We start from the raw sequence: 21,677 nt of genomic DNA, 5'->3' as shown, positions 1-21,677 counted from the left end.
CAATGACCCAACGCCTCGACTATTTCGCTATTGCCCCTGAGCTGTTCCAGCCAATGCTGGAGCAGGAAAAACTGTTCAAGGACAGCACTCTGGAACACAGTCTGGTGGAGCTGGTGAAACTGCGGGCCTCGCAGATCAACGGCTGCGCCTTCTGCATCCACATGCACAGCCAGGACCTGCGGGCACATGGCGAAAGCGAGGACCGGATGCAACTGCTGAATGCCTGGCGGGAGTCTTCTTTGTATTCGAAACGGGAGCGTGCTGCGCTTGCGTGGTGCGAAGCTCTGACGCGGGTGGAAACAACCGGAGCGCCGGATGCGGACTACGAGGAGGCAACCAACCTGTTCTCTCCGCGTGAGCAAGTGGTGCTGACACTGCTGATCAGTGCCATCAACGCCTGGAACCGCATTGCAATCGGCTTCCGTACTCCCCATCCTGCCGCTGAGGAGGCAAACGCCGCGTGAAAGCTCAGGAAAGGAACGAAGGAATCGATGCGTTCCTGACAGCGCGGCCGCGATTGTTTGCGGCCGCCTATCGGATGCTGGGCACGGTCAGCGACGCCGAGGACATCCTGCAGGACGCGTTCCTGCGCTGGCAGGCAGCAGACAAGGCCGAAGTGCGGGACCCCACCGGCTACCTGATGCGGATCACCACCCGGCTGTGCCTTGACCAGCTGAAATCGGCCCGTGTGCGGCGCGAGACATATCCTGGCGAATGGCTGCCTGAGCCTCTGCTGACCGAGGACGCCACAGAACAGTTGGACCATGACGTCTCGGTTGCCCTGCTGTTGGCGCTGGACGCCTTGTCACCGCTGGAACGCGCCGCTTTCCTGCTGCATGATATCTTCGAAAGCTCCTACGATGATATTTCCGCCGCGCTGAACCGCTCGCCTGAGGCATGCCGCCAGTTGGCTGCCCGCGCCAGGCGCAAGGTGCAGGAACTGCGGCCGCGGGCCCCGGCCGACCCGGACCGGGGGCGGGATTTGACCGAAGCCTTCTTCCGGGCGTCAAGGACAGGCGACACAGCAGCCCTGACCCAGCTTCTGGCGCAAGATGTGCAGCTCATTTCGGATGGTGGCGGCAAGGCCATGGCGGCGCTCAATCCGATCTACGGGCGGGACAAGGTTCTGCGGCTGCTGGAAGGCATTGCCCGCAAGTTCGGCAATACGGTTCCGACCCGCTGGCGGTTCTGCCGACTGAACGGCCTGCCGGCGATTCTGAACCTGGCCGAGGATGGTATCCTGCAAGCAACTTCGCTGGAGATCACGGAGGGCAGAGTCACAAGGATCTACGTGACCCGCAATCCCGATAAAACCCGGCACCTGACGGACGCCCTGAGCTAAAGGGAGAACCCTTCTCGCCCCTTCAGGCTAACTCATCCCGGAGTATTTCCAACCGGCAAGAAGTAAATAGGGCGGCACTCCGATGGAGGCCGCCCTAGCTGTTCTCAGCTGCGGAAAAAGTTTACAGCAGGCCCGCGTGCACCATGGCCGCGTCTATAGCAGCCTTGGTGCCGTCCTCCAGTGTGGTCAGCGGCGAGCGAACCTCTTCGCTGCACATGCCGAGCCTGGCCAGACCGTATTTTGCACCAGCAAGGCCCGGCTCGATGAAGATTGCCTCGTGCAGCGGCATCAGCTTGTCCTGATACTCCAGGGCCTTGGCATAGTCACCTGCCAGGGTAGCGGCCTGGAATTCGGCACAAAGTTTCGGCGCAACGTTTGCGGTCACCGAGATGCAGCCTACGCCGCCGTGGGCGTTAAAGCCCAGTGCAGTTGCGTCTTCGCCGGACAGCTGCACAAAATCCTTACCGCAGGCGGCACGTTGCTGGCTGACACGGGCCAGATCGCCAGTCGCGTCTTTCACCCCGATGATGCGCGGAAGCTTTGCCAGCTCCCCCATGGTCGCAGGCGTCATGTCGACGACCGAGCGGCCGGGGATGTTATAGATGATGATCGGCAGGTCCGCGCATTCATGGGCGGCCTGGAAGTGCTGCATCATGCCGCGCTGGGTCGGTTTGTTATAGTACGGTGTCACGACCAGCGCCGCATCGGCGCCGACCTTCTTGGCGAACTCGACAAAGCGAATCATCTCGACGGTGTTGTTGGAGCCTGCACCCGCGATCACCGGCACGCGGCCCGCCGCTGCCTTGACCGTCTCTGCAATGACCAGCTCATGCTCCTCGTGGGTCAGCGTAGGGCTTTCGCCAGTGGTTCCGACGGGTACCAGCCCGGTCGATCCCTCGGCTATCTGCCATTCCACCAGGCGTTTGAGCGCATCCAGATCCAGCTCGCCGTTCGAAAACGGGGTAACGAGTGCTGGCATAGAGCCTTTGAACATGGGCACGCTCCCTTTGCTGCAGGTGCAGGCGGCAATCCGCCGCCGTCAAGATATGGAATGCCGGTTATTTGAGTTGATACCAGCACGCCAATGAGTAACGTTCATGCCTCTATCCCCGGACCACTGGAAAATGCAAGAGATGACCCGCATCCTGGCCTTTATTCTGCTGATTTTCGCAGCCCTGCCAGGCGACCCGGCACTGGCCCGCGACTTTGGCACGGCGCTTGATCTGATGCGTGCAGAAAAGTGGGATCAGGCCGCGCGGGAAGCCGGCAAGCGCCACAGCGTGGCGCATGACATCATCGAATGGCACCGCTTGCGGGCCGGGCTGGGATCTGCAGGTGATGTGGAAGATTTCCTGCAGCGCAGGCCGGACTGGCCCGGGCTGGATTACCTGCGCCGCCAGAACGAGGACGCCATTGCCGCCACCGGGCGTGAAACCATTCTGGCCTTCTATGCCAAGGATCGCCCGCAAACAGCCGAAGGCGCGCTGAGCCTGGGCAAGGCGCTTTTTGCTGCCGGGCGCCGCGGTGAGGGCGAGGCCGAGATCGTGCTAGCCTGGCGCACCATGGCGATGGGCAGCGCGATCCAGGACCTCTACTTACGCGATTTCGCCAAACTGCTGAAGCCGCACCATGCCGCGCGGCTGGACCGGCTATTGTGGGAGGATCATCTGGTCAGCTCCAAGCGCATGCTGCCGCTGGTGCCGGAGGGGGAACGCAAGCTGGCAGAAGCCCGAATCGCTTTGCAAGAACGCGCTCCCGGCGTGGATACCAGGATCAAAGCGGTTCCGGATCGCCTGCAAGACGCCGCCGGCCTTGCCTATGACCGCTTTGCCTGGCGCGACCGAAAGCGCCTGCAGGACAGCGCCATCGAAATGCTTTTGGACCGCAGCACCAGCGCCGAGAAGCTGGGCGAACCAGGAAAATGGTTGCGCCGCCGCCGTGACTTGTCACGCCAGCTGATGCGGGACGGCGATCATGAACGGGCCTACCAGCTCGCTGCCTATCATTTCTCTTCGCCTGAGGACGGCTATGGATATTCCGATTGCGAATGGCTGGCCGGCTACATCGCCCTGCAGAAACTGCGCGACCCTGAACTCGCCGCGGTGCATTTCCAGCGTTTCCTTGCTTCGGTCGAGACCCCGATCTCGATCGGCCGCGGAGGGTACTGGCTTGGCCGGGCCTATGCCGCAATGGGAGAGGCAGATAAGGCACATGAAGCGTACGCCAAAGGCGCGGAGTATCAGACGTCCTTTTACGGCCTTCTGGCCGCGGAAAAACTGGGACGTCCCTTTGATCCGGCCCTGGTGAAACCGGCGCCAATGCCTGACTGGCGCAAAGCGGCTTTCATGCAGTCCTCTGTAACGGAGGCCGGGCTGATGCTGCTGAAGGCTGGCGATCTTGCTCTGGCTGAACGCTTTCTCACCCACCTGGTGGAAACCCTGCCGCCGGTGCAGGCCCGGCAGCTTGGGCAGATGGCGGTCGACATGGACCAGCCGCATTTGGCCGTAATGATCGCCAAGCGTGCAGCCCGCGGCGGGGTGGAGCTGGAAGGTGCCTATTACCCGCTGCACCCGGTCGCCAAGCATCAGCTGCCGATGGCCGAGGAAATGACCCTGGCCATCGCCCGGCGCGAAAGCGAATTTGATCCTGCGGTCGTCAGCCATGCCGGCGCACGGGGGCTGATGCAGGTGATGCCGGCAACAGCCAAGCTGGTGGCAACGGAACTGGGCATCCTGGCAAACCACAAGACATCCCGCCTGACGGCGGAGTGGGATTACAATGCCAAGCTGGGGGCCAATTACCTGGCAGGCCTCGCCGGCAAGTTCCGCGGCAACGTTGTCATGATGGCAGCTGGCTACAACGCCGGGCCGCACCGCCCCATTGCCTGGATGGAACGCTATGGCGACCCCCGGGACGGCGACCCCGATATCGTCGACTGGATTGAACATATCCCCTTCAACGAGACCCGCAACTACGTGATGCGGGTCACCGAAAGCCTGCCGGTTTACCGGGCCCGGCTGGGCAAGGCACCACTGCCGGTTCCGTTCTCCAAAGAGCTGAAGGGCTCAACCCTTCACGCGTTCGCGCCATAGGGTGAACAGGCCCGCGGCGATGATGATGCCCGCACCGACAGCCACATTGGTGCGGATTACCTCGCGGAACACCGCCATACCCAGCATCGCCGCCCAGATCAGGTGGAAATAGGCGAAAGGCTGAACTGCACTGGCCTCGGCCATCTCATAACATTTGATCAGCAGCCAGTGACCGGTCACGCCCGAAACGCACAGCAGCGCCATCCAGAACCAGTCGCCCTGGCTCATCGGCTCCCAGAACCAGATACCGATTGCAGTCATGAAGACCATGCCGGCAACCCCGGTCCAGAAGAAACTGGTGGCGGTGCTGTCCTTGCGCGCGGCGTAGCGCGTCACCAGCCCGTAAACGGCAAACATCAGCGCCGAGATGAACGGTATCACCGCGGCCGGGTTGAACACGCCCATGCCCGGCTGCAGGATAACCAGCACCCCGATCAGGCCGACGCCAATCGCCGCCCAGCGCCGCCAGCCGACGCTTTCTCCCAGGACCGGGCCGCTCAGCGCCGCGACCAGCAGCGGATAGCAGATGAACACCGCCTGGCTCTCAATCAGGCCCAGCACGGTAAAGCCATAAACCGCCACGCAGATTTCCCCAACCAGCAGCACACCGCGGAAGATCTGCAGCCACAGCTGATCGGTACGGGCGGCCTCCTTGATCCCGCCCTTAGCCCGCGCCGCCAGGAACACAACAAAGGCAGCGAAGAACCAGTAGCGCACCATCACCACCATGTAGGTATTGTAGGTGCCTGCCAAATGTCGTGAAATGCCATCCTGCAGGGCAAAGACGATGGTGGCACCGATCATCAGCAGAATGCCCAGCGGCACGTTGTTCTGCTGCACCCGGGGCTGAGGCAGGCTTTTACCCTGTGGAACCATGCTCATCGCATTACTGCCTTTGTCATATGCCGCTTGCGCCCGTAGCCGGGGATGCGGGTCACTTCGAATCCTGCTGTCTCAAGCCCGCGGCGGACAAAACCCGCCGCCGTGTAGGTCGCCGCCGAGCCGCCGGGCGCGGTATGCGCCGCAACTTCCGCCATCAGCGTCTCCTCCCACAACTCAGGGTTTTTGGCCGGAGAGAACCCGTCCAGAAACCAGGCATCGGCCCGCCCTGTCCACTCAGGCAGCGACACCCGCGCGTCGCCCTGGATCACTTCCAGTTGCAGGCTACCCAGATTGCAAGCCCCTGTGCCTTGCCACTTGCTCAGGAACCGCTCTGCCCAGGGGCCAACGGCCGGGAAGGCTTCCAGCGCCTTGGCCATATCGGCAGGCACCATCGGGAAGGCTTCGAAGCTGGTGAAGCGCAGCGGCCCTTCCTGCCCCGCTTCCTCCCAGGCGCGCCAGGCCGCCAGCATGTTGAGACCGGTGCCGAAGCCCAGCTCGGCAATACGGAACCCCGGCACAAACCGCTCAGGCAGGCCGTTTCCGCCCAAAAAGACATGCTCGGTCTCCGCGAGCCCGTCGTGAATTGAGAAATAGGGGTCATCGAACTGATCCGATACCGGAACAGTGCCATCGCGCCAGCTGAGGCGGGCCTGCTGGTCTGCCATGCTGTAATCCCCTAAGTGAGTGCCTGGAACGGCGCGACACTGGCGAAAGGATCAGCAAATGGCAATGGCAGATGTAACGGTGCGCGGTGCGGGCATTTTCGGCCTGTCAATTGCCTGGCTCTGCGCCCGGCGCGGTGCAAAGGTGCAGGTGGTGGACCCGTTCGGAGCAGGTGCAGGCTCCAGCGGCGGCCTCGTCGGTGCCTTGGCTCCGCATGTGCCGGAGAACTGGAACCCCAAGAAGCAGTTCCAGCTTGAAAGCCTGCTGATGGCAGAAGGCTTCTGGGAGGAGGTCGAGGCCACCGGCGGTGTGTCCCCCGGCTACGGCCGCACCGGGCGCCTGCAGCCTATCAACGATGAACGCTCCCTTGAGCTCGCCCGCAGCCGCGAAGTTTCCGCCCGCGCGCTGTGGAAGGGTGAGGCCGAATGGATTGTCTGCCTGGCGGACAGCCTCGGTCCCTGGGTGCCGCCCAGCGCCACCGGGTTTGTCATTCACGACACCCTCAGCGCCCGCATGCACCCCCGCCGCGCCTGCGCTGCTCTGGTCTCCGCCCTGGCGGTGATGGGTGTGGAGGTGCAGCCGGAAGCAGCCGATCAGGGCCAGGTGGTGCACGCCAAGGGCTACGCGGGCCTCTTGGAACTGAACAAAAACTTCGGCAAGACCATCGGCGGCGGCGTCAAGGGCCAGGCGGCGCTCCTGCGCTTTCATGAAGGCGAGGTGCCGCAGCTGTTCGCCGACGGCCTGCACATCATCCCGCATGCGGACGGCACCCTGGCAATCGGTTCCACCAGTGAACGGGAATTCGAAGACGGCGGAGCCACCGATGGCCAGCTTGACGATGTGATCGAGCGCGCCCGCGCCGCGGTGCCGGTGCTGCACGGGGCGGAGGTGATTGAACGCTGGGCAGGCGTGCGCCCTCGTGCCAAGTCCCGCGCCCCGATGCTCGGCGCGTGGCCGGGCCGCAATGGCCATTACATTGCCAACGGTGGCTTCAAGATCGGCTTCGGCATGGCCCCGAAGGCCGCGCATGTAATGGCGGACCTGCTGCTGGAGGACCGGGACAGCATTCCGCAGGGCTTCCGGGTCGAAGACAATCTGTGACCGGACAGTGTCGTTCTGTCTCTAAGCAACCAAGGGATAAACGCCGTTGGCCGAGAGGGCGAACGCCTGCCCGCCGCTAGGTCAGCAGGGTAGGCTTTACTGTGCCGCCACCGCCAATTCGGCCCGCAGCTTCTGCATCAGCTTGGTCAGCGAGGCCTCATAGTGATCGCTCGTCAGCCGTCCGTTCTCGTCGAATTCCTTGCTGGATCCTGCCAGATGCACTTCCGGGCCGGTAATCAGCCGCGGCTGGAATGGCACCAGGAAGCCACGCAGGACCATTTGTGCGCGCTCGCCCCCGGCGCGGCCTGCAGCCGCCGACATCACAGCCACAGGCTTGTCTGCCCAAGGGTTGCCCTCGGTGCGGCTCACCCAGTCCAATGCGTTTTTCAGTACACCCGACGGTCCCTTGTTGTATTCTGGAGTGGAGATCGCAACGGCATCCGCCGCCGCGATCTGATCAGCCAGAACCTGCACGGATGGCGGAATGCCCTGTGCTGCTTCCGCATCACCATCGTAGAGCGGCAGATTGAGATCTGCCTCCGCGACTGACGCAGTACCAAACACCCGTGCGGCTTCAGCCAGCAATTTACGATTGGTGGCCTCGCGGCGCAGAGAGCCGGAAATTGTCAGCAGGACGGGGTCAGTCATTAGGAGCTCCTTCTGTTCGCGATGGCTTTGCCTGCATCATGTATGAGGTCGGCGTCAGCATGAAACCGCCATGCCCGCGCAGTCCATGTGCAGCGTTGCGTAACCCTGCCGCTGATTGAACGAAAACAGCCCGCCCCCATACGGGGCGGGCTGCAACACTTCTCATCCGGTTCCGGCTCAGGCCGCCTGCGGGATCACAATTACTTCGACACGGCGGTTTTGCGCCTTGCCCTCCGGTGTCAGGTTCGAAGCGACAGGCTGGTTCTCGCCCCGGCCGATGATGCGCAGGCGATTGTAAGGGACACCTCCGGCCTGGATCTGATCCGCCACCGCATTGGCGCGGCGTTCGGACAGGCCCTGATTATACCCAGCATCGCCATCGCTGTCGGTATGGCCGATCACTTGAACGATGCTGTTGGGATACCGCACCAAGCTGTCAGCAACCCGGCGCAGATCGCCCTGCACCGCCGGAGAAACCGTGGCGCTGTCCGTTGCGAAAGTCAGATCATTCGGGAACGACAGGATCAGCCGGTCACCGGTGTTGACGATGGTGATGTCGTCGTTGGCCAGCGTCTGACGAAGCTCGCGTTCCTGCGCGTCTAGCTGATTGCCGATCACGCTGCCAGCGGTCGCACCAACCAGTGCGCCGGTCACGGCACCCAGGCCACGATCAGAGTCATTTGCTATGGCGCCGACACCCGCACCGATGATGCCGCCCAGAACTGCTCCTTTTTGCGTATTGCTGCCCTGAGTACCGATAGTCGCAGGATCGGTGCAGGCGCCAAGAGCCAGTGTTGCGGCGACAATACCAGCCGTGGTGAGTTTCATCTGCATCTTAAAATTGCCTTCTGGTTTCTAAGGTCCGGGCGACACCCGGCGGTCCGCTGGAATATCGGGGCGCAGAGACGTGTTCTCAAGCCAAAGGGTATCAAGTTCGGCGGATTACCGCGCAAAATCTGCGTTATCCGCGGTATTCAGGGCGCAAATGCGAAGTTCCAGCCCTCCTGTTCCATCCAGAGTTTACGCAACGACCCGGCCTCCGCAGCAAAATCCGCCTCTTGCAGTTCCGCCGCAAGCATCCGGTCTGTGCGGAAATGACGGAACCCGCCGCGCAGCTCGCACCAGGCTGCCAGCATTGTGCATTCGATGTGATAGATCAGCGCCAAGGGTCGCAGCATGCGGCAGCTTTCGCCATTCTCCGGGCTGAGATAGGTCAAATACAGCTTACGGCTTTCCCTCACAGCTTTGCGCAACAAGGCCTTGGAAACGCAACCCTGCTCCGGATCATCCAGCGGTGCTCCCCAAGGAGCCACCTGCAGCCAGTCGGCGGTGGCATGCACATCCTTGATCTTATGGCTCACCCGCCCGGCAGCCTTCTGAAGGGCACCATCCCCGGTGCGCATCAGCATCGCCAGCCCCACATGCAGAGCCTCCAATTCCTCCTCGTCGAAATTGAGCGGCGGCAGGTCATAACCCTTGCGCAGCATGTAGCCAACGCCTGCTTCCCCCTCCACCGGCGTGCGCATCGCCTGCAGTGCTGCGATGTCCCGGTAGATAGTGCGTTTGGAAACCTCCAGTGTGTCGGCAAGATCCTCTGCCCGCACCGGAGCGGAGGCAGACCGCAGGATCTGGATGATTTCGAACAGGCGGCCGGTACGAGGCATAGGCGGGGCTCCAATGACATTCTGCTGACACTCTAGCACATGCCACTGACAAGAGCCTGTCAGTAGAGTTTTGGTTTGAATACCCAAAAGAGGAGAAAGCCAATGCTGAGCTACGATTGGATAGTAATGATCACGCTGGGTCTGGACCGCTGGGACAGCCAGCGGTCTCTACCTGCCCCTTATCTGATTGAACGCGAAGAGGCGCGGAAACGATATGAAGCACGGGTCGCCGCAAATCCGCCGGAGCCAAGTCTTCTTGAGCGCCTCTTTAACCGGCGGCCTGCAAACCGCCTGACGCAGGCTCCTCATCCCGCGCGGCCTCATAGGCCAGCATCGCGCGCTTGACCGGCAGTCCCCAGTGATAGCCGCCCAGCGCACCGGATTTGCGCAACGCGCGGTGGCAGGGAATCAGCCAGCTGACCGGGTTGCGGCCCACCGCGGTGCCAACAGCGCGCACCGCCTTAGGGGAGCCGATCGCACTAGCCAGCTCGGAATAGGTTGTGACATGGCCCGAAGGAATGCGCAGCAGTGCTTCCCAGACCTTAATTTGCAACGGTGCACCGATCATATGCAGCGCGGTCTCGCCTTTCTGAGCGAAGGCCGCCTCAGCCAGTGGCCGCAAAGCCGTGGGATCCTCAATGAACTCCGCCTGCGGCCAGCGGGCGCGCATATCAGCCATTGCGGGTTCGGCGCCGGTTTCGGCTGCAAACGCCAGACCGCAAATGCCCTTCTCGGTTCCCATCACCAGCGCAAGACCGAAGGGGCTGTCAAACCAGCCCCAGAAAATCCGCAGGCCGTCTCCGTTGCGGGCATATTCGCCTGGGCTCATGGCCTCCCAGCGCAGGAAAAGGTCGTGCAGCCTTCCGGATCCTGACAACCCTACAGCGTGTGATGCTTCCAGTGTGGTGAAGCGGTCCCGCAGCAGTGCCTTTGCATGACCCAGGCGGAGGTACTGCTGATAGCGCTTGGGGGACACACCAACCCAGGCCGAAAACAACCGCTGGAAATGGGCCGGGCTCATATCCATCCGGGCCGCCAGTTGCTCCAGTGTCAGATCCTCGCCGCCATCGTCGATGAGCTCAATCGCCCGCCGCATGACGCCATAATGATAAGTGTGTTCCCGCGCTTCGATATTCATCGGTCCAGCCTGTTTTGAACGTGTGCTGCCAAGGTAACCGGGCCTGCCCTGTCAATCGACCCGGAACCTGCGGGTTTCCCTTGCGGGAAAGGGCCAGGATCAGGAAAGGCGCAATTTCAATTGCTCTTTGGCACCCGCTCTGTACATATGGCGCGCGATGGCAAAGCAACTCGATTATCACACCCTGCGCGAGATCTTCACGCGGTTCCAAGCAGCAGAGCCCGAACCCAAGGGCGAACTGGAGCATGTCAACGCCTATACGCTGGTGGTTGCGGTGGCGCTCTCAGCGCAGGCAACCGACGCCGGCGTCAACAAGGCGACCCGCGAACTGTTCAAGATCGCCGACACCCCGCAAAAGATGCTGGACCTGGGCGAAGAGCAGCTGATTGAGCATATCAAAACAATCGGTCTCTACCGCAATAAAGCCAAGAACGTGATCAAGCTGTCGCAGATCCTGGTCGAGGATTACGCCGGCGAAGTTCCGAACTCACGCGCTGCATTGCAGTCGTTGCCGGGTGTGGGCCGCAAGACCGCCAATGTGGTTCTGAACATGTGGTGGAAGCAGCCTGCACAAGCGGTGGATACGCATATTTTCCGCGTTGGCAACCGCTCCGGCATTGCGCCGGGCAAGGATGTGGATGCCGTGGAACGCGCTGTGGAAGACAATATCCCGGCGGATTTCCAGCAGCACGCGCACCACTGGCTGATCCTGCACGGCCGCTACCACTGCAAGGCACGAAAGCCGATGTGCGGAACCTGCATCATCCGCGACCTCTGCATGTTCGAAGACAAGAACCTGTAAACTTTTTGAGCGGCATAGTCACTTCAACTGACACCGCTTTGGAAATCCCCGAGGAGGGACCATGACCAAAACCTACCAGCTCGTCGGCATTGGCAATGCCGTGGTGGATGTAATCGCGCAGTGCGAGGACAGTTTCCTGGCTGAACAAGGCATCGAAAAAGGCATCATGCAGCTGATTGAACGCGACCGCTGCGAAGATTTGTATGCGGCAATGGGAAACCGGGTGCTGACCCCGGGCGGTTCGGTCGCTAATACCATCGCAGGCGCCGGCGCGCTGGGGCTCGAGGCTGCATTCATCGGCCGGGTCCGGGACGACGCGCTTGGTAAGTTCTATGCCGATGCAATGAATAACGAAGGCGTCGGGTTTGTGAACGAGCCTGTTTCAGGGGATGTGCTGCCGACCTCGCGGTCGATGATCTTTGTCTCTCCGGACGGAGAACGATCGATGAACACTTACCTCGGCATTTCGTCCGATCTGAGTTCTGCAGACGTGCCGCAGGACGTGGCTGGCCAGGCGCAGATCATGTTCCTTGAGGGCTATCTGTTCGACAAGGACAAGGGTAAGACCGCCTTTCTGGAAGCCGCACGCAGCTGCCGTGAAGGCGGCGGCAAAGTTGGCATCTCGATCTCCGACCCCTTCTGTGTTGAACGCCACCGTGCGGACTTCCTCACCTTGATCGGGGAAGAACTGGATTTTGTAATCGGCAACCAGGACGAAATCCGCGCCCTGTTCGAGACCGATGACTTGGAGAAGGCAATGGCCAAGACCGCCGCGATCTGCCCGCTGGTGGTCTGTACCCGCTCCGGAGATGGCGTGACCGTTCTGAACGAGGGTGTGCGCATCGATGTGCCGGTGGAGATGATCACCCCGGTAGATGCCACTGGTGCCGGCGACCAGTTCGCGGCCGGCTTCCTGTTCGGCATGGCCACCGGGCGCAGCATGGAAATCTGCGCCCGCATGGGCTGCATCTGCGCAGGCGAGGTGATCCGGCATATAGGCCCGCGCCCGGAAAGAAACGTGCGTCACCTGCTGGAAGAAGCCGGACTGGTCTAGGCCAACCGCAACCTCCGGCCCGCCGGAGACCCGCCTGACGGCGTGCAGCCGCCAGTTGGACATGGCGCGAAGCGGCCTTGCCGCTCCGCGCAGCCTGACCGCAGCAGGCAGTTCACAGTTTTGCCGCCTCAGCGCTTTCAGCCGCCGCCAGGGCGCGTCCCAGAAGCACTGTGAACGCTTCCACGTCTTGGGTGCTCATGCCTTCCAGCAGCTTTGCCTGGGTCTGCACATGCGTGGTGACAGCCCGGTCGATCAGGGCAAAACCCTCCTCTGTCAGCCCGACAAGGAAACTGCGGCTATCCTCCGGGTTCACCTCACGCTTGACCAGTCCGTCCGCCTCCAGCCGGTCGATGCGGTTGGTCATAGTGCCGGACGCCACCATGGTCGCCTTCAGCAGATCGCCCGGCGACAGCGTGTAAGGCGCCCCGGACCGGCGCAACGTTGCCAGCACGTCGAACTTGGCCGCGTTCAGCCCGAATGCCGCAAATGTCTTATGCATCTCGCGCTGATAGGCCAGGTATAGTCTCGCCACTCTGCCGATCACTCCCATGGCCGTAACATCCAGGTCCGGCCGCTCCTGCTCCCATTGCTGGGTGATAAAATCCACATGGTCCATGCCACTGGTTTAGGTGTTTACATCTTGACGTCAAGACAAATCCTATTATCTCGACATCAAGACAAGGAGAACCACATGCCGATCCGCACCCTTCTGCTGACCGCGCTGGCCCCTGCAATCTGGGGCAGCAGCTACATCGTGACGACAACTTTTCTGCCCGGCCACTCACCGCTGGTGGTGGCACTGCTCAGGGCGCTGCCTGCCGGGCTGCTGCTGCTGGTGCTGGTGCGCCAGCTGCCGCCGCTTAGCTGGCTGCCGAGGCTGATGGTGCTTGGAGCGCTGAATTTCTCGCTGTTCTGGGTGCTCTTGTTCCTGTCCGCTTACCGCCTGCCTGGCGGGGTCGCCGCGACGCTTGGCGCCGTGCAGCCGCTGATCGTGGTGTTCCTGTCAGCGTTGCTGCTGCAGACGCAGATCCGCGCCGCTGCCGTTGCCGCCGCGCTTCTGAGCATGGCAGGTGTTGCCTTGCTGGTGCTGACCCCGGCCGCCAAGCTGGACACGCTGGGTGTCCTGGCCGGCTTTGGCGGCGCCTTGTCGATGGCGGCAGGCGTGGTGCTGACCCGCAAATGGCAGCCGCCGGTGCCGCCGCTCACCTTCACCGCCTGGCAGCTGACCGCAGGCGGGCTGCTGCTGGTGCCTTTTGCGCTGTGGATGGTGCCGGAGATGCCGGTCTTCACGGCTGCCAATGTCCTGGGCCTTGCCTACATGAGCCTCATCGGCGGTGCGCTGACTTATATCCTGTGGTTCCGCGGCCTTGCCCGGATTGACCCGTCGCAAGTCTCACTGCTTGGCGTGCTCAGCCCGCTGACCGCCGTGATCCTCGGCTGGCTGCTGCTGGGAGAAACCCTGACGCCCAATCAGATGCTGGGCGCCACCCTGGCCCTGTTCAGCCTTTGGCTCGGCCAAGCCAGGCTGCCGCGGCAGACAGAACGCGCTGCAGCGCCTGTAAAATGAAAACTGCTACCGCGGCTGGGCCGGTTCACAGGCCTTGCCGCGGTGGCAATCCAGCACCTGCCGCCGCACTTCGGGCGTGTCGTCAAACACAAACCCGCCACAGGCGTTTGCCCGGACCACCAGCTCCTGCCCGCGCTGCTCCGCAAAAACTACATAGTCTGCACCGGACTTGATCCCGCCGCACCAGGGGCCCAAGCATTCCACTTCCAGAACCGCAGGCACATTCACCCGGCCGGAGAAATACTTGCCCTCCAGCATCTTGCCCGACAACTGCGCCGGAATAAGGGTCAGCGGTGGCGTATCGTTGGGATTGTCAGCATGGGATTGCGGAAGCAAGCCTTCGTCAAACTGCAGTTCGCCCGCAATAACGTTGTAGACGCTTTCCGCGTTCGCAGCATGAAGATAGGCATCTGCGGGGCCCCAGGGCATGCAGCTGAGGGCGGCAGCGGGGCTGGCGGCAACAGCCAGAATACACGCGGTCAGGGCAGCCCCAGTTCCGGCAGGTCGCAAACAGGCTCGCAAATCCATCTCAAAGATACTCCCGGAACTCTGCCACCACCCGCGCATAGACCTCGCGCTTGAACGGCACGATCTTCTCCACCAGGCTCTCCACCGGCTGCCAGCACCAGGCGGAGAACTCCGGATCATCCGTCTCGATATTGACCTGATCATCCGTCCCGAGGAACCGCATCAGATACCACTTCTGCTCCTGCCCGCGGTATTTACCGCCCCAGAAGCTGGGCACCACGTCATGCGGCAGGTCATAGGGCAGCCAGCCTTCGCTTTCGGCGATGATCTCCACCAATTCAGCTGCGACACCGGTTTCTTCCTCCAGCTCGCGCAGCGCTGCAATCCGCGGATCCTCGCCCGCGTCGATCCCGCCCTGCGGCATCTGCCAGGCATCCTTGTAGCGGTCTTTGCGCTGGCCGACGAACACCGCGCCCTCGGCATTGATCAGCATCACCCCGACGTTGGGGCGGTAGGGCAGCTTGGCAATCTCTTCCGGCGTCATCAGGCTCTCCTCAACATGGGTTTTCTCAACCTTAGACCGCTTGCCGCCGGGGCACGCAAGGGGGTGACGCGGCGTTTGGCCGTGACAAGGCGGCCCGCACCCTTGATCCTAGAGGCAACTGCCAGGGAGAGTTTCAAGATGACTGCGTACCCCAATCTGCTTGCCCCGCTGGATCTGGGCTTTACCACGCTGAAGAACCGGGTGCTGATGGGCTCGATGCACACCGGGCTGGAGGAAACCGGGGACTGGAACCGCGTTGCCGAATTCTATGCTGCACGCGCCCGCGGCGGCGTGGCGCTGATGGTGACTGGCGGGATCGGCCCGAACCTGGAGGGCTCGGTGCTGCCGGGCGCCTCGATGATGACCTCGCCCAAAGACGTAGAGAACCACCGCGTGATCACCAGCCGCGTGCATGAGGCGGGCGGCAAGATTGCCATGCAGATCCTGCACGCAGGCCGGTACGCCTACGGCCCGAAATGTGTCGCTCCCAGCCCGGTGAAGTCACCGATTTCGCCCTTCCCGCCGCATGAGCTGGACGAAGACGGCATCGAAAAGCAGATCGCCGACATCGTGAACGCCGCCCGGCTGGCGCAGGAGGCAGGCTATGACGGCGTCGAGATCATGGGGAGCGAGGGCTACTTCCTCAATCAGTTCCTGGTCACCCACACCAACAAGCGCACCGACCGCTGGGGCGGCTCCTACGAAAACCGTATGCGGCTGCCGATCGAGGTCGTGCGCCGCACCCGCGAGGCCGTGGGCCGTGATTTCATCATCATCTACCGCCTGTCGATGATCGACTTGGTGCCCAATGGTTCAACGCATGAGGAAGTTGTGCAGCTGGCTCAGGAAATTGAGAAGTCGGGTGCGACGATCCTCAACACCGGCATCGGCTGGCACGAGGCGCGTATCCCGACGATCGCCACCTCGGTTCCCCGCGCGGCGTTTGCCTGGGTCACCAAGAAGCTGATGGGCAAGGTCGGCATCCCGGTGATCACCTCCAACCGCATCAACACGCCGGAAGTGGCCGAAGAGGTGCTGGCAGAGGGCTGCGCCGACATGGTGTCGATGGCCCGGCCGATGCTGGCGGATGCGGATTTCGTGGCCAAGGCGGAGGCCGGTCGGGCGGGCCAGATCGCTCCCTGCATCGCCTGCAACCAGGCCTGCCTCGACCATACCTTCAGCGGCAAGCTGACGTCTTGCCTCGTAAACCCGCGCGCCTGCCACGAAACCGAGCTGGTGATCGAGCCTGCTGCAACCTCCAAGACCGTTGCCATCGTCGGCGCCGGCCCCGCGGGGCTCGCCACTGCCATAACGGCTGCCCAGCGCGGCCACCAAGTGACGCTGTTCGACCGCGCCGACGAAATTGGCGGCCAGCTCAACATGGCCAAGCAGGTGCCGGGCAAGGAGGAATTCTGGGGGCTGGTCGACTGGTACCGGGTCATGGTGGCTGACGCGGGCATTACCTTGGAACTGGGCCGTGAGGTCAATGCAGAGAACCTCACCGGCTTTGACGAAGTGGTGATCGCCACCGGCGTCACGCCGCGCGACCCCGCTATTCCCGGCCAGGACCGCGACAATGTGCTCAGCTACATTGACGTTCTGCGCCACAAGAAACCGGTGGGACAGCGGGTCGCTGTAGTCGGTGCCGGCGGCATCGGCTTTGACGTCTCCGAATTCCTGCTTGAAGAGGGTCACAGCCCGGCAACCGACCTGCCCGCCTGGATGAAGGAATGGGGCGTGGCCGATCCGGGAGAGCACCGCGCAGGTCTCGCGCCCGAGGGCCCGCAGCCCGCGGCCCCTGCACGCCAAGTGACCTTGCTGCAGCGCAAGGCCGAACGCCACGGCAAGCGGCTGGGCAAGACCACCGGCTGGATTCACCGGGCAACGCTCAAGATGAAGGACGTGGAATTCGTCGGCGGCGTCAATTACGAGCGCATCGACGCGGAAGGCCTTCATGTGAGCTTTGGCGAGGCCCGAGAAAGCCCGCGGGTGATCCAGGCGGACACCATCGTGCTCTGCGCAGGCCAGGTCTCCGAACGGTCACTGGCCGACCAGCTGGCGGAGCGCGGCATCACCGCCCATGTTATTGGCGGTGCAGATGTGGCCGCGGAACTGGACGCAAAACGCGCGATCAACCAAGGCACCCGGCTGGCTGCCAGTCTTTGATGCAAACAGGAACCTCCCGCCTGCGGCAGCCGGACCTGTCAGGCCCGGCCCGCAGTCTGGCCGGGAGCCGCGCCATAGGCGCTACGGGTGCGTCCCCTGCCCCCCTTCAGGCGCCGGGCCCGCAAAAGCGATCAGCCGTGAGTCTGAATGCTGTCTGCAGGAGCCTCTTGCCGCGCCGTCATGCCATAATCCCGGATCACCCCGGCAACCCGCAGCCTGTAGTCTGCAAAAATTCCTGCCCTGCCCTTTCCCTGAGCCACGCGGTGTTCCGCCAGTTGACGCCAGCGCTGCACCGCCGCTTCGTCCTGCCAAAAGGACAAGGACAGCAGCTTGCCGGGTGCGGTCAGGCTTTGGAACCGCTCAACGGAGATAAATCCCTCCATCTCTTCCAGCAACCCGCGCAGTTCCTCAGCAATTTCCAGATAGGCATCCTTCTGCCCCGAGGCGATCTCGACTTCGAATATCACCGCAATCATCTGCGCACCTCTCATCCGTCCCCATGCGGCATTGAAACCAGCTTGAGCCAGGTCCGGTCCTCGCGCAGCAAAAACCGCTCCTTCCGGGCAAACTGGTAGTTTTCCTGCCCCAATGGGTCTGCCGCGAGCCGCACCCGGTAGGCTTCATACGCCGCCAGGCTGTCCACGTTGTAGATTCCGTAGGCCAACGTCGACGACCCTTCATGCGGCGCATAGTAGCCAACCAGATCAGCCCCGCAACGCGGGATCGCCTGTCCCCAGTTGCGGGCGTATTGTTCGAACTGCGCCTTCTTGGCGGAATCGATGTGGTAACGGATGATGCAGGTCAGCATAGGAGGTCCTTTAGTTTAACAAGACCTCCTGCCTAAACTGCGCCGTCCCGCAAATGCTTCGCTGCGCAGCGAAGTGTCATTCGACGTTTATAGTGATCACCTCGGACACCACGGGCGAGTCATGCGGCACATGACCTGCATCCCCCAGCACCAACTGCAGCGTGTGGCGGCCCGGAGCCAGATCAATGACAGCCTCAGTCTGCCCACCGCCGAAATGCACATGGTGCTCATCCGCCGGCAATCCGTACAGCAGTTCATCCGCGCCATCTTCGCCTTCCCCGATGGCGGGCCTGTCGATCAGCAGATGGTGATGGCCAGTATGCTCCTTTTCCGTTCCCGCAGGAGCGACCCCCATGCCGGAAAGACCGAAAACCACGGTTACCGGGGAGGTGACGGTATCGCCATCCTTCAGATTGACAAAGTAAACCTTAGCATCCGGGTGTGACGGCGTGCGCTCCTGCGCCCCAAGCGGTGCAGCCAGGCAAAGGGCAGCGGCGGCGGCAAGCAAAACTTTCATAGCGGGTTCTCCAGCAATTTGTTCAACAAACAAATGTAAAGCTATGCGCCTTGCCTGCGGCCGCAAACCCTTCTGCTGCAGCAGATGCACATTTTTTTGTCATCTTCACAGAAGTCCCCCTTGCCGTCCCCATCGCTCTTGCCTGCTCAATCTGGCGGCGGCAGTGTCGCACCAGAACCGCAAAACGAGGCAACCGTGATATTTGCAGTCATCCTGATGGGCCTGACTCCCAGCTTCCTGATGGTGGCCCTTGGAGGGCTGGTGCGCAGGCGGCTGTCACCGCAAGCTTGGCAAGGCCTGGACAAACTGAACTTTGAAGTGCTGTTTCCAGCGCTGCTGTTCTTTGCCGCCAGCGGCCGTCCCATTGCCATTGCAGACCTCGGCCGCATCGGACCCGCCGTCTGGAGCATCCTAGCCCTGGCGCTTGCCCTTGGCTTCCTGGCGCGCCGGGCAGGGCCGGAAAAGTTTCTTGATTTCGCAGGAGCCTGGCAGGCGGCCTGGCGCTTCAACACGGCCATTGCTTTTGTCGCGCTGCCATCGATCGGCAAAGAGCTGACCGGCCAGATGGCGGTTGCCATCGGGATGGCCGTTCCGGTGGCCAATGTCATGGCCGTCACCGCTCTGTCGCGCGGCAGCAGCCTTTCACTGCGCGAAACCTCTGCAAAAATCGCGCTCAATCCGTTTCTTATAGCATCTGTCGCAGGCGTCACCGTCGGCCTTTCCGGCTACAAGGTTCCTGCGCCGATCCTGGCGCCAGCCGAGATGCTGGCCCATGCCGCGATCCCGATTGCACTTCTGTCGATCGGCGCCACCATGAACTGGCGCGCACTGGCGCGGCTGGATTTCTTCAACAGCTACCTCTGCCTGGTACGTCTGGTTCTGGTTCCCGCCATTGTTCTGGCTGCCTGCCTGCTGCTGGGAAGTGATCCCGGCTTTGCATCAGTGCTGGTGCTGTTTGCAGCCTTGCCGACAGCCTCCGCCGCTCATGTGCTCGCATCTGCCTTTGGCGCCGACCGCACTCTGGCCGCCACACTAATTGCGCAATCCACCCTTCTCAGTGCGGTGACACTGCCGCTGTGGATACTCACAATCAGGCTTGTGATTTAAGGTTTCAGTAACCTTCTCAAGATCTTCTCTGCCATCCCGCGGCAGCCGTTTCCAGAGCGCAAACGATAACCGCGAAACCTCGCAATTATCCCACCTCCGCCCCGTTCTTGCCCGATTTCACCGTCAGTTTCGAGGCAACACGGCTTTACGAGGATGGGTGAATATGGACCGATTGATGGAAATGGAGGCCTTCGCCAATGTGGTGGATCAGGGCGGCTTCACCGATGCTGCCCGGAAAATGGGGATTTCCAAGTCGGCCGTCTCCAAACATGTCTCCAGCCTGGAGGCCCGCCTCGGCGCGCGGCTTCTCAACCGTACCACCCGCCGGGTTTCCCCAACCGAGATCGGCCTTGCCTATTACGACCGCGCCCGCCGGGTGCTGAATGATGCAGGTGAAGCAGATGCGCTGGTCACCTCGATGCAATCCGCGCCCTCCGGCCTGCTGCGGATTTCCGTCGCCACCGATTTCGGCGTGAACCATTTGTCGCCGGTGCTGTCCGACTTCCTGCGCGATTTCCCGGACATCACTGTCAACATGGTGCTGAACAACCGCTATGTTGAGCTGATTTCAGAGGGTTTCGACATGGCAGTGCGGATCGGCGAGCTGGAGGACAGCAGCCTCCGCGCCCGCAAGCTGACCGAGACAACCAAGCGGATGATCGCCTCTCCAGAGTATCTGGAAAAGTTCGGCCGCCCGCAAAAGATCGACGAGCTGAACAATCACAAGCTGCTGCATTATTCCAGCCAGTCCAGCGGCAACGTCTGGAAAATCACTGCGCCGTCGGGTGAAAAACGCCAAGTGCGCACCTCTGGCTGGCTGTCCGTGAATGACGGTCAATCTCTACTGAACGCAGCAATTTCCGGCCTCGGGATCGCCTATCTTCCCAGCTACCTCTACTCAGAGGCCCTGGAAGAGGGACTCGTTGAGGATGTGATGCCCAGCCTGCCCGTGGAAACCCAAGGCATTTACGCAGTCTACCCGCCCGGCAAGTTTACCCAGCCCAAGGTGCGGGCCTTTATCGATTTCCTGGTGGCGGCCTTTGCCGACCGCGACCCTTCTGAATGGAAAACCTGAACCGGTTCAACAGAAACGAAACCAAGATCTCCCTCGAACACCTGCCCCCGCACTATTTGCGGGGGTTCTTTTTTTGCAGGTATTGCCGCTTTCCATTTCCGGAGCTGGCGGGATTTGCTGACACTGCCGCAGCGCCTCCCCTGACCACGCCGGGCAACCTTTGGCTTTAAACGCCTCCCGATCCGTTTGTCAGCCAGTTCGAAAAACTCTTCATCGCCGCAGTAAACGGGCGGTCTGACGGCCAAGCCAGATAGTATTTACCGGCCGCCACAGTTGCACCGAAAGGCTGCGCAAGACGGCCTTGCTCCAGATAGCGTTCGAACATGCGGACTGGCAGCAATGCGGCCCCTGCACCAGAAGCGGCAAGTTCGGCGAGAGCAACCGAGCTATCCAGAACAGGTCCAGTGACAGGAGGGCAAGCAGCACCAGCCGCGTCAAACCAGCCTGGCCATTCCGCACTGCGATAGCTCCGCAGCAACGTGACCTTCCCCAGATCCGCCGGACACTTCAAGCGGCCGGCCATGGCAGGTGCGCAGAGGGGCGCCAGCGGTGCCTCCATCAACGGGACCGCATCATGACCCGTCCAGGCCCCGGATCCAAACCGGATCGCCATGTCGAGGCCTTCGCGCAAGATTTCCACGCGGTTGTTATTGGTCGAAACCCTTAAATCGACTTCCGGATGCAGCCGCTGGAATGCATCAAGTCTGGGCAGAAGCCAGCCGAGCGCGAAGGTGGTATTCACACCGACTTTCAGCACTTCCACATCCCGGCGGCCACCAAGTTGGTCAAGGACACGGGAGATCGCTTCGAACCCATGCTCCAGGACAGGAAACAGCAGCAGCCCCTCATCCGTCGGCATCAAGCCTTGAGGCGTGCGCAAAAAGAGCGTCGTTCCCAGAAGATCCTCCAACCGCGCAATCTGGTGGCTAACGGCGGCTTGCGTCACGCGCAACTCCACAGCGGCGCGGGTAAAACTGCCTTGACGCATGGCAACTTCGAAAACCCTAAGAGCGTTCAGAGGCAGATCCGGACGGTCCAT

General features: G+C 62.1%; 24 protein-coding genes. 10 read left to right on the top strand and 14 right to left on the bottom strand.

The features are described 5' to 3' along the window. Positions 1 to 2: 2 nt before the first annotated feature. On the top strand, positions 3 to 464 hold the full coding sequence (locus K3725_RS03320; protein WP_260017443.1) for a carboxymuconolactone decarboxylase family protein: 462 nt from the start codon (positions 3 to 5) through the stop codon (positions 462 to 464). Beyond that, the gene (locus K3725_RS03315; RefSeq protein WP_260017442.1) at positions 461 to 1,342 is read left to right on the top strand and encodes a sigma-70 family RNA polymerase sigma factor; all 882 of its coding nucleotides are present in this window, start codon (positions 461 to 463) and stop codon (positions 1,340 to 1,342) included. The genes K3725_RS03320 and K3725_RS03315 overlap by 4 nt, the downstream gene beginning before the upstream one ends. Positions 1,343 to 1,463: 121 nt before the next feature. Here K3725_RS03315 and dapA read toward each other — a convergent pair whose 3' ends face one another. Further along, a complete protein-coding gene (gene dapA / locus K3725_RS03310; RefSeq protein ID WP_260017441.1) occupies positions 1,464 to 2,336 on the bottom strand; it encodes a 4-hydroxy-tetrahydrodipicolinate synthase in 873 nt (290 codons plus the stop codon). Positions 2,337 to 2,475: 139 nt separating this feature from the next. Here dapA and K3725_RS03305 point away from each other — a divergent pair, with 139 nt between their 5' ends. Continuing rightward, positions 2,476 to 4,434: a lytic transglycosylase domain-containing protein gene (locus K3725_RS03305; RefSeq protein ID WP_260017440.1), complete on the top strand. Its 1,959-nt coding sequence runs from the start codon at positions 2,476 to 2,478 to the stop codon at positions 4,432 to 4,434. Here the strand turns inward: K3725_RS03305 and K3725_RS03300 are convergent. Both K3725_RS03300 and mnmD read right to left on the bottom strand, forming a co-directional pair. Then, complete coding sequence (locus tag K3725_RS03300; RefSeq protein WP_260017439.1) at positions 4,408 to 5,316, bottom strand: DMT family transporter; 909 nt, start codon at positions 5,314 to 5,316, stop codon at positions 4,408 to 4,410. The genes K3725_RS03305 and K3725_RS03300 overlap by 27 nt on opposite strands. Then, a complete protein-coding gene (mnmD, locus tag K3725_RS03295) occupies positions 5,313 to 5,981 on the bottom strand; it encodes a tRNA (5-methylaminomethyl-2-thiouridine)(34)-methyltransferase MnmD (protein WP_260017438.1) in 669 nt (222 codons plus the stop codon). Before mnmD ends, K3725_RS03300 begins: the two co-directional genes overlap by 4 nt. 58 nt (positions 5,982 to 6,039) lie before the next feature. Here mnmD and K3725_RS03290 point away from each other — a divergent pair, with 58 nt between their 5' ends. Further along, positions 6,040 to 7,080, top strand: coding sequence for an FAD-binding oxidoreductase (locus K3725_RS03290; protein ID WP_260017437.1), 1,041 nt, complete (start codon positions 6,040 to 6,042; stop codon positions 7,078 to 7,080). 96 nt (positions 7,081 to 7,176) lie between these two features. Here the strand turns inward: K3725_RS03290 and K3725_RS03285 are convergent, their stop codons facing one another. From K3725_RS03285 to K3725_RS03270, 4 genes are all read right to left on the bottom strand, one after another. Next, complete coding sequence (locus K3725_RS03285; RefSeq protein WP_260017436.1) at positions 7,177 to 7,728, bottom strand: NADPH-dependent FMN reductase; 552 nt, start codon at positions 7,726 to 7,728, stop codon at positions 7,177 to 7,179. 177 nt (positions 7,729 to 7,905) lie between these two features. Further along, complete coding sequence (locus tag K3725_RS03280) at positions 7,906 to 8,562, bottom strand: OmpA family protein (RefSeq protein ID WP_260017435.1); 657 nt, start codon at positions 8,560 to 8,562, stop codon at positions 7,906 to 7,908. Between the two features lie 140 nt (positions 8,563 to 8,702). Then, the gene (locus tag K3725_RS03275) at positions 8,703 to 9,392 is read right to left on the bottom strand and encodes a YafY family protein (protein WP_260017434.1); all 690 of its coding nucleotides are present in this window, start codon (positions 9,390 to 9,392) and stop codon (positions 8,703 to 8,705) included. A 268-nt stretch (positions 9,393 to 9,660) separates the two neighbouring features. Then, a complete protein-coding gene (locus K3725_RS03270) occupies positions 9,661 to 10,530 on the bottom strand; it encodes a bifunctional helix-turn-helix domain-containing protein/methylated-DNA--[protein]-cysteine S-methyltransferase (RefSeq protein WP_260017433.1) in 870 nt (289 codons plus the stop codon). Between the two features lie 157 nt (positions 10,531 to 10,687). Between K3725_RS03270 and nth the strand changes: the two genes are divergently transcribed. Together nth and K3725_RS03260 are read left to right on the top strand one after the other, a co-directional pair. Beyond that, positions 10,688 to 11,332 carry an endonuclease III gene (gene nth / locus K3725_RS03265; RefSeq protein WP_260017432.1) on the top strand — a complete coding sequence of 215 codons (645 nt, stop codon included), beginning with the start codon at positions 10,688 to 10,690 and terminating at the stop codon, positions 11,330 to 11,332. A gap of 61 nt (positions 11,333 to 11,393) precedes the next feature. Further along, positions 11,394 to 12,386: an adenosine kinase gene (locus tag K3725_RS03260; protein ID WP_260017431.1), complete on the top strand. Its 993-nt coding sequence runs from the start codon at positions 11,394 to 11,396 to the stop codon at positions 12,384 to 12,386. A 112-nt stretch (positions 12,387 to 12,498) separates the two neighbouring features. On the opposite strand, the gene K3725_RS03255 is transcribed toward K3725_RS03260, so the two are convergent. After that, positions 12,499 to 13,002 carry a MarR family winged helix-turn-helix transcriptional regulator gene (locus K3725_RS03255; RefSeq protein WP_260017430.1) on the bottom strand — a complete coding sequence of 168 codons (504 nt, stop codon included), beginning with the start codon at positions 13,000 to 13,002 and terminating at the stop codon, positions 12,499 to 12,501. A gap of 75 nt (positions 13,003 to 13,077) precedes the next feature. Between K3725_RS03255 and K3725_RS03250 the strand changes: the two genes are divergently transcribed. Continuing rightward, a complete protein-coding gene (locus K3725_RS03250) occupies positions 13,078 to 13,953 on the top strand; it encodes a DMT family transporter (RefSeq protein ID WP_260017429.1) in 876 nt (291 codons plus the stop codon). Positions 13,954 to 13,959: 6 nt separating this feature from the next. Here the strand turns inward: K3725_RS03250 and K3725_RS03245 are convergent, their stop codons facing one another. Continuing rightward, positions 13,960 to 14,382, bottom strand: coding sequence for a hypothetical protein (locus K3725_RS03245; RefSeq protein WP_260017428.1), 423 nt, complete (start codon positions 14,380 to 14,382; stop codon positions 13,960 to 13,962). Between the two features lie 100 nt (positions 14,383 to 14,482). Beyond that, positions 14,483 to 14,965, bottom strand: a complete 483-nt coding sequence (locus K3725_RS03240) for an RNA pyrophosphohydrolase (protein WP_260017427.1) — start codon at positions 14,963 to 14,965, stop codon at positions 14,483 to 14,485. Positions 14,966 to 15,103: 138 nt separating this feature from the next. Between K3725_RS03240 and K3725_RS03235 the strand changes: the two genes are divergently transcribed. After that, positions 15,104 to 17,131, top strand: a complete 2,028-nt coding sequence (locus K3725_RS03235) for an NADPH-dependent 2,4-dienoyl-CoA reductase (protein ID WP_260017426.1) — start codon at positions 15,104 to 15,106, stop codon at positions 17,129 to 17,131. A gap of 131 nt (positions 17,132 to 17,262) precedes the next feature. Here K3725_RS03235 and K3725_RS03230 read toward each other — a convergent pair whose 3' ends face one another. From K3725_RS03230 to K3725_RS03220, 3 genes are all read right to left on the bottom strand, one after another. Beyond that, positions 17,263 to 17,607: an antibiotic biosynthesis monooxygenase gene (locus K3725_RS03230; RefSeq protein WP_260017425.1), complete on the bottom strand. Its 345-nt coding sequence runs from the start codon at positions 17,605 to 17,607 to the stop codon at positions 17,263 to 17,265. A gap of 11 nt (positions 17,608 to 17,618) precedes the next feature. Next, positions 17,619 to 17,939 carry an NIPSNAP family protein gene (locus K3725_RS03225; protein ID WP_260017424.1) on the bottom strand — a complete coding sequence of 107 codons (321 nt, stop codon included), beginning with the start codon at positions 17,937 to 17,939 and terminating at the stop codon, positions 17,619 to 17,621. Positions 17,940 to 18,015: 76 nt separating this feature from the next. Beyond that, the gene (locus tag K3725_RS03220) at positions 18,016 to 18,456 is read right to left on the bottom strand and encodes a DUF4399 domain-containing protein (RefSeq protein WP_260017423.1); all 441 of its coding nucleotides are present in this window, start codon (positions 18,454 to 18,456) and stop codon (positions 18,016 to 18,018) included. 195 nt (positions 18,457 to 18,651) lie between these two features. Here K3725_RS03220 and K3725_RS03215 point away from each other — a divergent pair, with 195 nt between their 5' ends. Next, entirely contained in the window at positions 18,652 to 19,563 is a 912-nt protein-coding gene (locus K3725_RS03215) for an AEC family transporter (protein ID WP_260017422.1), read from the top strand. 163 nt (positions 19,564 to 19,726) lie between these two features. After that, complete coding sequence (locus tag K3725_RS03210; protein WP_174146039.1) at positions 19,727 to 20,638, top strand: LysR family transcriptional regulator; 912 nt, start codon at positions 19,727 to 19,729, stop codon at positions 20,636 to 20,638. Positions 20,639 to 20,804: 166 nt separating this feature from the next. Here the strand turns inward: K3725_RS03210 and K3725_RS03205 are convergent, their stop codons facing one another. Next, positions 20,805 to 21,677, bottom strand: a complete 873-nt coding sequence (locus tag K3725_RS03205; protein WP_260017421.1) for a LysR family transcriptional regulator — start codon at positions 21,675 to 21,677, stop codon at positions 20,805 to 20,807.

Source organism: Leisingera sp. S132 (assembly GCF_025144465.1).
Lineage (GTDB): Bacteria > Pseudomonadota > Alphaproteobacteria > Rhodobacterales > Rhodobacteraceae > Leisingera.
Note: the sequence above shows the minus strand (reverse complement) of the source record. Positions and strands in the feature narration are given on the sequence as shown.

Bases quoted from the DNA above. Each gene is read 5' to 3' on its own strand.
- K3725_RS03245 (WP_260017428.1), bottom strand. From the start codon at position 14,382: ATGCCCTGGGGCCCCGCAGATGCCTATCTTCATGCTGCGAACGCGGAA.
- K3725_RS03235 (WP_260017426.1), top strand. From the start codon at position 15,104: ATGACTGCGTACCCCAATCTGCTTGCCCCGCTGGATCTGGGCTTTACC.
- K3725_RS03305 (WP_260017440.1), top strand. From the start codon at position 2,476: ATGACCCGCATCCTGGCCTTTATTCTGCTGATTTTCGCAGCCCTGCCA.
- K3725_RS03270 (WP_260017433.1), bottom strand. From the start codon at position 10,530: ATGAATATCGAAGCGCGGGAACACACTTATCATTATGGCGTCATGCGG.
- K3725_RS03225 (WP_260017424.1), bottom strand. From the start codon at position 17,939: ATGCTGACCTGCATCATCCGTTACCACATCGATTCCGCCAAGAAGGCG.
- K3725_RS03320 (WP_260017443.1), top strand. From the start codon at position 3: ATGACCCAACGCCTCGACTATTTCGCTATTGCCCCTGAGCTGTTCCAG.
- K3725_RS03275 (WP_260017434.1), bottom strand. From the start codon at position 9,392: ATGCCTCGTACCGGCCGCCTGTTCGAAATCATCCAGATCCTGCGGTCT.
- K3725_RS03230 (WP_260017425.1), bottom strand. From the start codon at position 17,607: ATGATTGCGGTGATATTCGAAGTCGAGATCGCCTCGGGGCAGAAGGAT.
- K3725_RS03285 (WP_260017436.1), bottom strand. From the start codon at position 7,728: ATGACTGACCCCGTCCTGCTGACAATTTCCGGCTCTCTGCGCCGCGAG.
- K3725_RS03210 (WP_174146039.1), top strand. From the start codon at position 19,727: ATGGACCGATTGATGGAAATGGAGGCCTTCGCCAATGTGGTGGATCAG.
- dapA (WP_260017441.1), bottom strand. From the start codon at position 2,336: ATGTTCAAAGGCTCTATGCCAGCACTCGTTACCCCGTTTTCGAACGGC.
- K3725_RS03255 (WP_260017430.1), bottom strand. From the start codon at position 13,002: ATGGACCATGTGGATTTTATCACCCAGCAATGGGAGCAGGAGCGGCCG.
- K3725_RS03220 (WP_260017423.1), bottom strand. From the start codon at position 18,456: ATGAAAGTTTTGCTTGCCGCCGCCGCTGCCCTTTGCCTGGCTGCACCG.
- K3725_RS03260 (WP_260017431.1), top strand. From the start codon at position 11,394: ATGACCAAAACCTACCAGCTCGTCGGCATTGGCAATGCCGTGGTGGAT.
- mnmD (WP_260017438.1), bottom strand. From the start codon at position 5,981: ATGGCAGACCAGCAGGCCCGCCTCAGCTGGCGCGATGGCACTGTTCCG.
- K3725_RS03250 (WP_260017429.1), top strand. From the start codon at position 13,078: ATGCCGATCCGCACCCTTCTGCTGACCGCGCTGGCCCCTGCAATCTGG.
- K3725_RS03290 (WP_260017437.1), top strand. From the start codon at position 6,040: ATGGCAATGGCAGATGTAACGGTGCGCGGTGCGGGCATTTTCGGCCTG.
- K3725_RS03205 (WP_260017421.1), bottom strand. From the start codon at position 21,677: ATGGACCGTCCGGATCTGCCTCTGAACGCTCTTAGGGTTTTCGAAGTT.
- K3725_RS03280 (WP_260017435.1), bottom strand. From the start codon at position 8,562: ATGCAGATGAAACTCACCACGGCTGGTATTGTCGCCGCAACACTGGCT.
- nth (WP_260017432.1), top strand. From the start codon at position 10,688: ATGGCAAAGCAACTCGATTATCACACCCTGCGCGAGATCTTCACGCGG.
- K3725_RS03300 (WP_260017439.1), bottom strand. From the start codon at position 5,316: ATGAGCATGGTTCCACAGGGTAAAAGCCTGCCTCAGCCCCGGGTGCAG.
- K3725_RS03240 (WP_260017427.1), bottom strand. From the start codon at position 14,965: ATGACGCCGGAAGAGATTGCCAAGCTGCCCTACCGCCCCAACGTCGGG.